General features: G+C 72.2%; 12 protein-coding genes. 5 read left to right on the forward strand and 7 right to left on the reverse strand.

Annotated elements, in window-relative coordinates:
* Together ACFT32_RS08570 and ACFT32_RS08575 are read left to right on the forward strand one after the other, a co-directional pair.
* The gene (locus tag ACFT32_RS08570) at positions 1-759 is read left to right on the forward strand and encodes an urease accessory protein UreD (RefSeq protein WP_382487309.1); all 759 of its coding nucleotides are present in this window, start codon (positions 1-3) and stop codon (positions 757-759) included.
* Positions 760-900: 141 nt separating this feature from the next.
* On the forward strand, positions 901-2,508 hold the full coding sequence (locus ACFT32_RS08575) for an alpha/beta hydrolase (protein WP_382487311.1): 1,608 nt from the start codon (positions 901-903) through the stop codon (positions 2,506-2,508).
* Between the two features lie 45 nt (positions 2,509-2,553).
* Here the strand turns inward: ACFT32_RS08575 and ACFT32_RS08580 are convergent, their stop codons facing one another.
* A complete protein-coding gene (locus ACFT32_RS08580; RefSeq protein ID WP_382487313.1) occupies positions 2,554-3,588 on the reverse strand; it encodes an NAD-dependent epimerase/dehydratase family protein in 1,035 nt (344 codons plus the stop codon).
* Between the two features lie 60 nt (positions 3,589-3,648).
* Positions 3,649-4,368 carry a lysophospholipid acyltransferase family protein gene (locus tag ACFT32_RS08585; protein WP_382487315.1) on the reverse strand — a complete coding sequence of 240 codons (720 nt, stop codon included), beginning with the start codon at positions 4,366-4,368 and terminating at the stop codon, positions 3,649-3,651.
* 324 nt (positions 4,369-4,692) lie between these two features.
* On the opposite strand from ACFT32_RS08585, the gene ACFT32_RS08590 reads away from it, so the two are divergent.
* Positions 4,693-5,148, forward strand: coding sequence for an RpiB/LacA/LacB family sugar-phosphate isomerase (locus tag ACFT32_RS08590; RefSeq protein ID WP_382487318.1), 456 nt, complete (start codon positions 4,693-4,695; stop codon positions 5,146-5,148).
* A 47-nt stretch (positions 5,149-5,195) separates the two neighbouring features.
* Here the strand turns inward: ACFT32_RS08590 and ACFT32_RS08595 are convergent, their stop codons facing one another.
* The 5 genes from ACFT32_RS08595 to ACFT32_RS08615 all read right to left on the reverse strand — a co-directional run bounded on the left by ACFT32_RS08595 (position 5,196) and on the right by ACFT32_RS08615 (position 11,752).
* On the reverse strand, positions 5,196-6,428 hold the full coding sequence (locus tag ACFT32_RS08595) for a PP2C family protein-serine/threonine phosphatase (RefSeq protein WP_382487320.1): 1,233 nt from the start codon (positions 6,426-6,428) through the stop codon (positions 5,196-5,198).
* A gap of 66 nt (positions 6,429-6,494) precedes the next feature.
* Positions 6,495-8,960, reverse strand: a complete 2,466-nt coding sequence (locus tag ACFT32_RS08600) for a SpoIIE family protein phosphatase (protein ID WP_382487323.1) — start codon at positions 8,958-8,960, stop codon at positions 6,495-6,497.
* Between the two features lie 113 nt (positions 8,961-9,073).
* Complete coding sequence (gene rocD / locus ACFT32_RS08605; RefSeq protein WP_382487324.1) at positions 9,074-10,291, reverse strand: ornithine--oxo-acid transaminase; 1,218 nt, start codon at positions 10,289-10,291, stop codon at positions 9,074-9,076.
* Positions 10,288-11,109: a dimethylargininase gene (gene ddaH, locus ACFT32_RS08610; RefSeq protein WP_382487326.1), complete on the reverse strand. Its 822-nt coding sequence runs from the start codon at positions 11,107-11,109 to the stop codon at positions 10,288-10,290. Before ddaH ends, rocD begins: the two co-directional genes overlap by 4 nt.
* A gap of 157 nt (positions 11,110-11,266) precedes the next feature.
* Positions 11,267-11,752 (reverse strand): Lrp/AsnC family transcriptional regulator, encoded by a 486-nt coding sequence (locus ACFT32_RS08615; protein WP_189724389.1) that lies wholly within the window; start codon positions 11,750-11,752, stop codon positions 11,267-11,269.
* 77 nt (positions 11,753-11,829) lie between these two features.
* Between ACFT32_RS08615 and ACFT32_RS08620 the strand changes: the two genes are divergently transcribed.
* Both ACFT32_RS08620 and ACFT32_RS08625 read left to right on the forward strand, forming a co-directional pair.
* On the forward strand, positions 11,830-12,579 hold the full coding sequence (locus ACFT32_RS08620; RefSeq protein ID WP_382487331.1) for a LytR/AlgR family response regulator transcription factor: 750 nt from the start codon (positions 11,830-11,832) through the stop codon (positions 12,577-12,579).
* Positions 12,580-12,581: 2 nt separating this feature from the next.
* Positions 12,582-12,941 (forward strand): hypothetical protein, encoded by a 360-nt coding sequence (locus ACFT32_RS08625; RefSeq protein ID WP_193482339.1) that lies wholly within the window; start codon positions 12,582-12,584, stop codon positions 12,939-12,941.
* Positions 12,942-12,943: the final 2 nt, after the last annotated feature.

The raw sequence follows: 12,943 nt of genomic DNA on the forward strand, positions 1-12,943 counted from the left end.
GTGCACGGTACCGGGGTGCGGTCCGTGGCGCGGATCGTCGCCCGGGACGACGGCCGGGGCGGGACCTCCCTGCCCGTGCTGGAGAGCGACGGACCCCTGGCGCTGCGGCGGACCAGGGCCGGTGGCCCCGAGGCGCGGGTCATGCTCGTCGGGGCGATGAGCGGGCCCCTGGGAGGTGACCACTTCACCGTGGAGGCCCGGGCGGAGGAGGGGGCCCGGCTGTCGGTCGGATCGGCCGCCGCCACCATCGCGCTGCCGGGGCAGGCGAAGAGCGAGGCACGTTACGACGTACGGCTCGACGTCGCCGGCGATGCCGAACTGCACTGGCTGCCCGAGCAGTTGATCTCCGCCCAGGGCAGCGACCTCTACGTCACGACCCGTGTCGACCTTGCCGCCACGGCCCGGCTCGTGCTGCGCGAGGAGCAGGTGCTGGGGCGCGTCGGTGAGGAACCAGGACGGCTGACGAGCCGTCTGACCGTGCGGATCGCCGAACGAACCGTGCTCGACCAGGAGCTGGCCTGCGGCCCCGGCGCACCGGACGGCTGGGACGGGCCCGCCGTGCTCGCGGGGCACCGGGCGGTCGGGCAACTGGTCGTCGTACGACCCGAGTTCGCCGCCGAGCCGGTGACGGCCCGGGCGCTGGGGGAGGGGGCCTCGGTCGTGCCGCTCGCCGGACCGGCGGCGCTGGTGACCGCCGTGGCGCCGGACGCGCTGAGGCTGCGGCGGCTGCTCGACGAGGCGCTGACGTCCCTCGCGTAGACGCTCGTACCGGCGTCCGTAGAGCAGAACTCATTCTCCGTTTATCGGATTGGCAAAGAAGCGCGACGGACCCTGTTCTCAGCAACCTCACAGCCGCGAGGATCCCCGTACTGATCGCAACGATGTACGGGGAGGTCCCCCTTGAGGGGTACGAGACCGAAGAGGCGGGTGACGGCGCTCGGTTCGGCCGGAGCACTCGTCACGGCCACGCTGATAGCCGGCGCCGTCGCGGCGCCCTCGGCGAACGCCAGCGCGAGCGCGGGCACCCGCCACGGCCAGGACCGCGAGGCGCGGGGCGCCGCGGTCGCCGCCGCCAGGGCCGCGAAGGCCGGTATCGACTGGCAGGACTGCCCCGCCGACTGGAACCTGGCCAAGCCGATCCAGTGCGGGTACGTCACCGTGCCGCTCGACTACGCCAAGCCGCACGGCAAGCAGATCAAGCTCGCCGTCGACCGCATCGGCAACACGGGCACGAAGGCCGAGCGGCAGGGCGCGCTCCTCTACAACCCCGGCGGCCCCGGCGGCTCCGGACTGCGCTTCCCCGCCAGGGTCACGAGCAAGAACCCGGTGTGGGCCAACGCCGCCAAGGCCTACGACTTCGTGGGCTTCGACCCGCGCGGCGTCGGCAAGTCGGCGCCCATCTCCTGCGTCGATCCGCAGGAGTTCGTCAAGGCACCCAAGATGGACCCGGTGCCCGGCTCCGAGGCCGACAAGCTCGCCCAGCGCAAGCTGGCCCGCGAGTACGCCGAGGGCTGCCAGGACCGCAGCGGCGCGATGCTGCCGCACATGACCACGCCGAACACCGCGCGCGACCTCGACGTCATCCGCGCCGCCCTCGGCGAGAAGAAGCTCAACTTCCTGGGCGTCTCCTACGGCACCTACCTCGGCGCCGTCTACGGCACCCTCTTCCCGGGCCATGTGCGCCGCATGGTCGTCGACAGCGTCGTCAACCCGTCCAGGGACAAGATCTGGTACCAGGCCAACCTGGACCAGGACGTCGCCTTCGAGGGCCGCTGGAAGGACTGGCAGGACTGGGTCGCGAAGAACGACGCGACCTACCATCTCGGCACCACCCGCGCCGCCGTCCAGGAGAAGTGGCTCGAGCTGCGGGCCACGGCGAAGAAGAACCCCCTCGGCGGGGTCGTCGGCCCGGCCGAGCTGATCTCCTTCTTCCAGAGCGCCCCGTACTACGACTCCTCGTGGGCCCCGGTCGCCTCGGTCTTCAGCAAGTACGTCGCCGGAGACACCCAGGCGCTGATCGACGCCGCCGCCCCCGACCTGTCCGACACGGCGGGCAACGCCTCCGCCGAGAACGGCAACGCCGTCTACACGGCCGTGGAGTGCGCCGACGCCAAGTGGCCCACCAGCTGGCGCACCTGGGACCGGGACAACACCCGGCTGCACAAGGACCACCCGTTCATGACCTGGGCCAACGCCTGGATGAACCTGCCGTGCGCCACCTGGCCGGCCAAGCAGCGGACGCCGCTGGACGTCAAGAGCGGCAAGGGCCTGCCCGGAGTGCTCATCGTCCAGTCGGAGCGCGACGCGGCCACGCCGTACGAGGGCGCCGTCGAACTGCACAAGCGGTTCAAGGGCTCCCGCCTGATCACCGAGAAGGACGCCGGTTCGCACGGCGTCGCCGGGCTGGTCAACCCGTGCGTCAACGAGCGGGTGGACACCTACCTGCTGACCGGCGAGCTGGACCGCCGCGATGTGACCTGCGCACCGCACGCCACGCCCAAGCCGTAGTCCCGGCAGGGGGGCGGTCGTCCGGCCGCCCCCTCAGTCGCCCCCTCAGCCGTCCCGCTCCGCCAGCCAGGCGTCCTCCGCCGCGTAGTCGAAGAGGTTGCCGTACGCCTGGTGCATCTTCGGGTACGCCTCCCGCCAGTCCCGCGCGGCGAGTTGTTCCTCGATCCAGGCGACCGTCTCCGGCAGGGTGTCCGCGTACCGCGCCACCGGCCGGTAGCCCAACTCGCGTTCCGCCGCCGACATGTCGCACACCACGGGCATCGGCACCGACCAGGGCGTGTCGCCCACCCCGGGCGCGGGCGGGGGACCGTCCACGAGCACGTCCTCGGTCTTCACACCCATCACCGCGTCGATCTCCGCCGCGATCCGGGCCACCGTCGGCGCGTCCGGGTCCACGGCGTTCAGGACGCGGGCGCCCGGCCGGGCGGCGGCCAGCCGGATCAGCTCGGCGATCGTATGGGCGCTCGCCGGATGGAACCGGCTCTCGCCGCCGTAGGCGAGCACGCGCCGCCGCCGGCCGTCGAGGTTGCGCTTCACCAGGTACAGCTCGCGCGCTGTCCGGCAGTACGCCCCGTGGATGGCGCCCGCGCGCAGCAGCGTGGTCGGCAACCGGTCGCCCGCAGCGCGGAGTTCGCGCTCCAGCGCCGCCTTCCGGGTGCTGTACGAGGCGTCGCCCGGTGGCACCGTGCGCTGATTCTCCGTCAGCGGCACCGGGTACTCGGGAAAGCCCCCCGGCTCGCCCTGCGTGTCGAAGCCGCGGCCCCGCTCGTCCTCGTACACCGACACGCTGGAGATCACCACCGCCGAGCCGACCCGTCCGGCCAGCCCCGTCAACTGCCGTGCGTGCCCGGCGTCGTACGCCACCATGTCCACCAGGACGTCGCAGCCGTCACCGATCGCGGCGGACAGCGCCGCGTCGTCCTCCCGGTCGGCCCGCGCGGCCTGTACGCCGTCCGGCCACCCGGGGTGCCGGCCGCCGCCCCGCGAGACGGCCGTCACCTCCCAGCCGTCCCGGGCCAGCGCCCCCACGGCCACCCGTCCGATCTGTCCCGTCGCTCCGATCACCACAGCACGTGTCATGCGACGACCGTACGGTGGCCGGGGGCCGGGCCACCTGCGGTTCTGCCGACAGCAGAGGCCTCAACTGAGCGGCATGCGCGGAAACTTCCGCTCCTTCGCCGCGGCGGCCTCCTCGGCCTTCACGACGGCCGCGTACTGGTCGACGTACTCCTGCTCGGAAAGGGAGAGGATCGCGTACATGAGCTCGTCGGTGATGGCGCGCAGGATGGCCTTCTCGTTCTCCATGCCGGCGTAGCGGGAGAAGTCGAGGGGCTTGCCGAAGCGGATCACGACGGGGTGGATGTTGGGAATGACCTTGCCGGGCGGCTGGGCCTCGAAGGTGCCGATCATCGCGCAGGGGATGACCGGGACACCGGCCTTGAGGGCCATCACGGCGACACCGACCTTGCCCTTGTAGAGCCGGCCGTCGTGCGAGCGCGTGCCCTCGGGGTAGATGCCGAGCAACTCGCCCTTGCTCAGCACGCCGAGGCCCTCGCGGATCGCGGCCTGGCCCGCGTCCTTGCCCGAGCGGTCGACCGGGATCTGCCCCGCGCTGCGGAAGAAGAAGGCCGTCAGCCGGCCCTTGAGGCCCGGGCCCGTGAAGTACTCGGCCTTCGCGAGGAAGGTGATGCGCCGCTTGAGGATCGCGGGCATCAGGAAGTGGTCCGAGAACGACAGGTGATTGCCCGCGACGATGGCGGCGCCCTCGGACGGCACATGCTCCAGCCCCTCTATTCGAGGGCGGAAGACCAGTCGCAGCAGCGGGCCCAGCAGCACGTATTTCAGAAGGTAGTAGAACAAAGCGGGCGCTCCTCGACTCTGGCGGTGAACTCAACCGCCGCGTTCCAGCAGGTCAACCGGCGTGTCGTGGGGTGCCAGTGTAGGTGCAGGCGCAGCCACCGGGCACCTCGCGCGGCGGGACCTCGTCGATCCTTCACCTATTGACTGACGGTCAGTCAGTCGGGCGGGGGCGTCCGGTGGTGCTCATGCGGCTGGGGAGGGCCGCGGGACCAGCGTGCTGGTCCGTACGGGTGATCGGCAAGCCGAACGGGTGGCATGGCCGGGTTGCGTTGGGTGCCTGGCCAACCGCTGGTTCTTGCGGTCCCGGCGAGTAGTCTGCGCAGCATGCGGATCTCTGTTTCCTCGGACATGGACGAGCCCGTCGCCCGCGCCCTCGTGGCAGCGCTGCGGGACCGAGGGCACGAGGTGCGCCCGCACGGCGCGCTGAGTGACGGGGGCGACCCTCAGTGGGCGGTGTGCTCCGAGGCCGCGGCCCGCGAGGTCGCCGACGGGACGGCCGACCAGGCCGTGGTGTGCTGCTGGACCGGCACGGGCGCCTCGATCGCCGCGAACAAGGTGCCGGGCGTACGCGCCGCCCTGTGTACGGACGCCTACACGGCCGATGGGGCGCGCCGCTGGAACGACGCCAACGTCCTCGCGCTCTCACTGCGGCTGACGTCCGAGCCGCTGCTGACGGAGATCCTCGACGCGTGGTTCGCGGGCGAGCCCAGCGGCGACACCGAGGACCGGCAGAACGTGGACCGCGTCCGGCTGCTCGACCACGGCCGGAACCGGCTGTAGGCGACACCTGAGACACCTGAGACACCTGAGACACCTGCGACACCCGGTCACAACCGCACGATGACCAGCGCGGTGTCGTCGGTGGCGCCGCCGGGCGGCAGCAGTTCCAGCAGGACGGTGTCGGCGAGGGTCTCGGGGTCCTGGTCCCGGTTCCGGGCCAGCGCGTCGGCGAGGCGGCCCAGGCCGGTGTCGATGTCCTCGCCGCGCCGCTCGATCAGCCCGTCGGTGTAGAGCACGAGGGTCGCGCCCGGTGTGTACGAGGTGTCCGCCTGGGGTCTGGGAATCGGGTCGGGGCGGGCGTCGAGCGGGGTGTCCGTGGCCCCGTCGAGCAGTTCCGCCCGGCCGTCGGCGTGGACCAGTACGGGCGGGAGATGGCCGGCACTGCTGTAGGTGATGGTGTGCCGGTCGAAGTCGATGAAGGTCGTCACGGCGGTCGCCGACTCGGCGCCGCCGACCACGTGCGCGTAGCGCCCCAGCACGTCCAGCGCCTGGGCCGGACCCTCGGCGACCCGGGAGGCCGCGCTGAGCGCGCTGCGCAACTGGCCCATGACGCCGGCGGCCTCCAGTCCGTGCCCGACCACGTCGCCCACGGACACCCCGACCCGGTGGCCGCCGACCAGGTCGACCAGGTCGTACCAGTCCCCGCAGACGTTGAGCGCGCCCACGGCGGGCCGGTAGCGGACGGCGGCCCGGTGGTGGTGTCCGACCTGGCGGCGGTCGGGCAGCATCGCCTCCTGCAGGGCCAGGGCCACCTCCCGTTCCCGGGAGTGCGCCTGGCGCAGCCGGTCGTTGAGCTCCTGCAGCTCACGGGCGCGGGTGTAGAGCTCGGCCTCAAGCGCCCGCGACCGGGACCCGCTCGGGCGGCCGTGGGCGCGGATCAGCTCGGTGACCTCCTCGACCCGCAGGACCAGCAGCACCACCTTGCCGTCCGGCCTGGTCAGCGGCGCGTTGACCAGGCTCCAGTAGCGCTCCTCCCAGTGGCCCGGACGGTCCGGGGGCTCGACGTCGTAGCGCTGGAGCGCCATGGTGTCCCGTTCGCCGGTGGCCAGGACCCGGTACAGCGAGGCCTTCAGGTTGGCCATGCCGGAGGCGTGCGGGTCGTTCGGGTTGTCCGGGAAGAGGTTGTCGAGGTCGCCGCCGACGACCTGCTGGCGCGTGCGACCGACCACCCGGAGGAACTCCTCGTTGACGTCCGCGTAGACCAGGTCGGGCGTGAGCAGGGCCACCACACCCGGGAAGGCCTGGAACACGGCCTCGTAGTCGATCGACGTATCCGTCATCGCTGCCGCCTCACCACTACCGGTATCAGACCAGTTTCCCACGGTATGCGGCAATCGCTCCGGGTCTCAGTCCGTGAGGTCCGCCAGCGACTGCTCCGCCCAGATGATCTTCCCGGCGGGGACGAACCGGGTGCCCCACCGCTGGGTCAGCTGCGAGACCAGCAGCAGTCCGCGCCCGCCCTCGTCCGTGGTACGGGGATGGCGCAGATGGGGCGCGGTGGCTCCGCCGTCGAAGACCTCGCAGACGAGAGCGCGCTCCCGGATCAGCCGGAGCCGGATCGAGCCGGTGGCATACCGGATGGCGTTGGTGACCAGCTCGCTCACCACCAGTTCCGTGGTGAAGACCAGCTCGTCCAGGCCCCAGTGCGCCAGCTGCCGGGTGGCCGTGCGGCGGGCGTCGGCGACGACGGCCGGATCGGAAGGCAGGTCCCAGGCCGCGACCTGCTCCGTGCCGAGCCGTTTCGTCCGGGCCATCAGCAGGGCCACGTCGTCGTACGGACGCGCCGGGACCAGCGCGTCGACCACGGTCAGGCAGTGCGACTCGAGCGGGCCCGCCTGTTCCAGCGCCCTGCGCAGCCGCTCCCGGCCGGCGTCGACGGCCCAGGTCGTCTCGCCCCGGGCCAGCAGCCCGTCGGTGTGCAGGGCGAGCGTGCTGCCCTCCACGAGGGTCAGCTCGACCGCCTCGAAGGGCGGGCCGCCCACGCCGAGCGGCGGCCCCTGCGGCAGATCGACGAACGTGACCGAGCGGTCGGGCGCGACCACGGCCGGGGCCGGGTGGCCGGCGGCCGCCATCGTGCAGCCGCCGTCGACCGGGTCGTAGACCACATACAGGCACCCCGAGCCCACGGACGACCGCCCGCCGTCGGCGCCCGCCGCGCCCGGCTCGACGCCCTGCTCCCGTGCCGACCGCGCCACCAGGTCGTCGAGGTGTGCCAGCACCTCCTCGGGCGGCAGATCCAGAGCGGCCAGGGTCCGTACGGCGGTCCGCAGCTGCCCCATGGCCGCGGCGGCGTCGATGCCGTGCCCGGGCACCTCGCCCACGACGAGCGCGACGCGGCCGCCGGACAGCGGGATGAGGTCGTACCAGTCGCCGCCCAGGCCGGTCAGCTCGTCGGCCGGCCGGTAGCACGCGGCCACCTCGACGGCGTCCTGCTCGGGAAGCCGGTGGGGGAGCAGACTGCGCTGCAGCACGAGGGCGGCGTCACGCTCGCGGGTGTAGCGCCGGGCGTTGTCCAGGCAGACGGCCGCGCGGGCGACGAGATCCTCGGCCAGATGCAGGTCCTCCTCGTCGAAGGGCTCCCTGCGGTGGCGCCGGAAGAAGGTGGTGACGCCCAGGGTGGTTCCCCGCGACCGGATCGGCACGGTCATCACGCTGTACAGGTCCAGCTCCAGAAAGGTGACGGTCCGGCGGCCCTCCGGGAGGTCCGTGGCCCACTCCCGGGTCACCGGATCGAGCCGCTCCGCACGCCAGGAGCGTCCCGTGGTCAGACAGCGGACCGGGGGCGACCCGGCCAGGTAGGTCGCGACGTCGCCGACCTCCAGGGCGCCCTGCGGGAGGTCGTCCTGCGCGGACCGCTGGCCGGCCCGGCGCAGCGCCACCGGATCCGTGTCCGCGAGCGGCCCGGGAGCCGGCTCGGCGCCCCGCAGCACCGCCTCCAGCAGATCCACGGTGACGAAATCCGCCACTCCCGGCACGGCCACGTCGGCCAGCTCCTGGGCGGTGCGCGGGATGTCCAGGCTGCGGCCGATGCTCTCGCCGGCCCGGTCCAGCAGCGCCAGCCGCTGCCGCGCGCGGTGCCGCTCGGTCATGTCGACGACCGTGTAGTACACGCCCAGCGGGTGGCCCCGGTCGTCCTCGAGCCGGGTGAACGACAGCATGTGCGCCGTCTCGCGCAGCGGCGCCGACCGCACCTGGCCCACGTGCTCGTACCCGACGACCGCCTCGCCGGTCTCCAGGACGTGCCGCATCTGCACCTCGACCGCCTGGGCGTCCATGCCCGGCTGGACGTCCGCGAAGCGCAGCCCGAGCCGTCGCGCCGCCGGTCCACCGCCGAACTGCTCCAGGGCCGTGTTGGACCACACGAACCGCAGGTCGGTGTCGACGATGGCGATGCCCACGGAAGCGTCGGACACCATCCGTTCCAGCACCGTACGGCTCATGTCCCAGCCGGGGGCCTGGCCCAGCTCCGACAGGAGCACCAGCCAGCGCGAGCCGCTGTGCGTCTCCTCGGTCGAGGTGATCCGGGCCATGACCCGCACCGGCTGCCCGTTCTTGCGGCGGGCGGTGAGCAGCCCCGCCCAGCCGCCGTCCCTGCGGCAGCGCTCGACCAGGTCCGGCACGCGCTCCGCGTCCTCGGCGGCCAGCAGGTCGGACAGCTTCCTGCCGACCGCCTCGGCAGCCGGGTACGCCAGCAGCCGCCGGGCGTCGTCGGTCCAGCCCGTCACCACGCCCTGCGGATCGAGCAGCAGGGGCACGGCGTCGGCCACGTCGAACCGCCGCCGGGCAACGCCGTACTCCTCGTGTGCGCCCACCGGCCGACCTCTCTGTCGCTGAGAGTGGTCTACCACCTCTTGCCCCCATCTTCACCCTTCCCGCGTAAGGGGGCGGCTTGTGCAGGTCCGGTCGGGGCGGCTGCGGCGCTGCCTTACCCCAGCACCCTCGCCAGCGCCGAGAGTGCGCCCGCGAGCTCCTCGCCCGTGATCGTCAGCGGCGGTGCCAGGCGGATCGTGGAGCCGTGGGTGTCCTTGACCAGGACTCCCTCCCGCATGAGGCGTTCGCTGACCTCGCGCCCGGTGCCGAGGGCCGGGTCGATGTCGACGCCCGCCCACAGGCCGCGCGAGCGGAATCCGACGACGCCCTTGCCGACCAGTTCGGTCAGGCCGTCCCGCAGGGTCACGCCCAGCTCCGTCGCGCGGCTCTGGAACTCGCCCGTCTCCAGCAGTTCGACCACTGCCGTGCCGACCGCGGCCGCCAGCGGGTTGCCGCCGAAGGTCGAGCCGTGTTCGCCCGGCCGCAGCACCCCGAGGACCTCACGGCGCGCCACCACCGCCGACACCGGCACGATCCCGCCGCCCAGCGCCTTCCCCAGCAGCACCATGTCCGGCACGACCGACTCGTGTTCCACCGCCAGCGTGCCGCCGGTACGGCCGAGCCCGGACTGGATCTCGTCGGCGATGAACAGGCACCCCTGCCGCCGCGTCAGCTCACGCACGCCGGCCAGGTAGCCGTCGTCGGGGATGATCACCCCCGCCTCGCCCTGGATCGGCTCGATCAGCACCGCCGCCGTCGTCTCGTCGACCGCCGCCTCCAGCGCGGCCAGGTCGTTGTACGGCACGACCCGGAAGCCCGGTGTGAACGGGCCGAAACCCTGCCGCGCCGTCTCGTCCGTGGAGAAGCTGACGATGGTCGTCGTACGGCCGTGGAAGTTGTCCGCGGCCACCACGATCGTCGCCCGGCCGTCCGGCACGCCCTTGACGTCGTAGGCCCACTTGCGGGCCACCTTCACCGCGCTCTCCACCGCCTCCGCACCGGTGTTCATGGGCAGCACCATGTCCAGGCCCGTCAACGCGGCCAGCCGCTCGGCGAACTCGGCGAGCCGGTCGTTGTGGAAGGCGCGCGAGGTGAGGGTCAGCCGGTCGAGCTGGCGATGGGCCGCCTCGATCAGCGCCGGATGCCGGTGGCCGAAGTTGAGCGCCGAGTAGCCGGCCAGCAGGTCGAGGTAGCGCCGCCCCTCCACGTCCTCCACCCAGGTGCCCTCGGCACGGGCGACGACCACGGGCAGCGGATGGTAGTTGTGGGCGAGGACCGGCTCCTCCGCGCGGATGAGCTCCTGCGAGTCACGGGTGCGGGCAGGTGCGGTCATGAGCGGATCTCCCGGATCTCCTGGGTGCAGCACTTGATGCCGCCACCGGCCTTGTGGAACTCGGACAGGTCGACGGGGACGGGGACGTAGCCACGGTCGGCCAGCTGCCCGGCCAGGGCCGTCGCCCCCGGTGAGATGAACACATGGCGCCCGTCGGAGACGGAGTTGAGCCCGAACGCCATCGCGTCCTCGTGGGTGGCGAGTACCGCGTCCGGATACAGCCGGGCGAGCAGCTCCCGGCTGCCGGGCGAGAACGCCTCGGGGTAGTAAGCGACATTCTCCTCGTCGAGGACGAACAGCGCCGTGTCCAGGTGGTAGAAGTACGGATTCACCAGAGTCAGGCTGATCACCGGCACCCCGAAGAACTCCTGTACCTCGAGATGGGCCTCACGGGTGGTTCGGAACCCGGTGCCGGCCAGGACCCAGCGGCCGGCCGGCACCAGGTCGCCCTCGCCCTCGCACACGGACTCGGGGTGGTAGACCTCGTAGCCCTGCGCCTTGAACCAGGCCTCGTACGGCACGGACTCGGGGCGGCGCTCCAGCGCCTTGAAGAGGGAGCCGAACACTCGGCCCTCGACCACGACGGCCGAGTTCGCCGCGAAGACCATGTCGGGCAGGCCGGGGACCGGCTTCACCGTGTCCACGGTGTGGCCGTGGGCACGGTAGGCGTCGACCAGCGCCTGCCACTGGTCCAGGGCGCGGAGGACGTCGACGGGTTCGTCGGGATGCATCCAGGGGTTGATCGCGTACTGCACGGCGAAGTGTCTGGGTTCGCAGACCACGTAGCGCCGCCGGCGCGGCACACGGGAGTCGGGCACAGAGGGGTACCTCCGCTTCCTAACGGTGTGTGACTGAGGGTTGACACCAAGGTAGAAACTGACGGAGGCGGTCCACAAGAAACATCAGTTGCGTCTTCACGCAGGAACGCTGCGTCTTGAGGCCGACCGACGCACGCCTGCTGCGCGGCCTCGCGGGCTAATCCGGCGCGGGATGGCTGGCCCCCGCCTCCGGGCTCTCCGGAAGCAGATGGGACAGCACCATCACGCTGATCGTCTTCCGGATGAACGGCTCCTGGCGGATCCGCTCCAGCACCTCCTCGAAGTGCTCCACGTCCCGCGCCCGCACATGCAGCAGCGCGTCCGCGCCGCCGGTCACGGTCATCGCCGCGGTGATCTCCGGGTAGTCGCGCACGACCTCCGCGAGCCGCCGCGGCGGGGCCGCGCCCTCGCAGTACACCTCGACGTAGGCCTCCGTGCGCCAGCCCAGCGCCGACGGCTTCACCGTGGCCGTGAAACCGGTGATCACACCCGTTTCGCGCAGCCGGTCGACCCGCCGCTTGACCGCCGTGGCCGACAGCCCGATCGCCGTGCCGATCTCGGCGAAGGACGTCCTGGCGTTCGCCATCAACGCGGTGATGATCTTCCGGTCGAGTTCGTCGAACGGCGTGGACCTGCTGTTCATGCGGGCACTGTATCCAGCGGGAACGCCCACCCCCAGCACATGTCCAGACGTACGGATCGCCCCTACACTCCGGGTTCATGCTGCGCGCCCTCGCTGTCGACGACGAACGCCCCTCGCTGGAGGAACTGCTCTACCTGTTGCAGGCGGACCCCCGCATCGGCAGCGCGGAGGGCGCCGGCGACGCGACCGAGGCGCTGCGCCGCATCAACCGCGCCCTGGAGTCCGGCCCCGGCGGTCCCGAGGCGATCGACGTCGTCTTCCTCGACATCCAGATGCCCGGCCTCGACGGCCTCGACCTGGCCCGGCTGCTCACCGGGTTCGCCCGGCCTCCGCTCGTCGTGTTCGTCACCGCCCACGAGGACTTCGCCGTCCAGGCCTTCGACCTCAAGGCCGTCGACTACGTCCTCAAGCCCGTCCGCAAGGAACGCCTCGCCGAGGCCGTCCGCCGCGCCGCCGAGCTGCGCGGCGCCGCCCCGCACATACCCGTGCACGAACCCGACCCCGACCACCTGCCCGTCGAGCTCGGCGGCGTGACCCGCTTCGTCGCCGTGGACGACATCACCCACGTCGAGGCCCAGGGCGACTACGCCCGGCTGCACACCGGCAAGGGCAGCCATCTGGTCCGTATCCCGCTGTCCACCCTGGAGGAGCGCTGGCGCTCCCGCGGCTTCGTCCGCATCCACCGCCGCCACCTCGTCGCCCTGCGCCACATCGGCGAACTCCGCCTGGACGCGGGCACCGTCAGCGTCCTCGTAGGCTCCGAGGAACTCCAGGTCAGCCGACGTCACACCCGCGAACTGCGCGACCTGCTCATGAGGAGGCCGTGACAGTGCCCCAGGACCACACCGAACGCCGCGTCGTCGTCACCGCCCCGCCCCGCCGCACGGGCCGGGCCTCGGGCTACTACCGCCCGCGCACCGAGATCGACGAACAGACCACCCTCGGCCACACCTACGTCCGCTCCCTGATGCGCACCCAGTTGCGCGCCGCACTCACCGTCTTCGCGATCCTCGGGCTGCTCGTCGGCCCGCTGCCGCTGCTGTTCGCCGCGACGCCCGGCACCGGCCGCCTCGAATGGGCCGTCCTCGGCTTCGGCCTCTACGCCCCGCTCGTCCTGCTCGCCCGCTGGTACGTCCGCCGCGCCGAGCGCAACGAACGCGACTTCGTACGCCTCGTCGAAGACCGCTGAAG

This window comes from Streptomyces sp. NPDC057002, assembly GCF_042673825.1.
Taxonomy (GTDB): Bacteria; Actinomycetota; Actinomycetes; order Streptomycetales; family Streptomycetaceae; genus Streptomyces.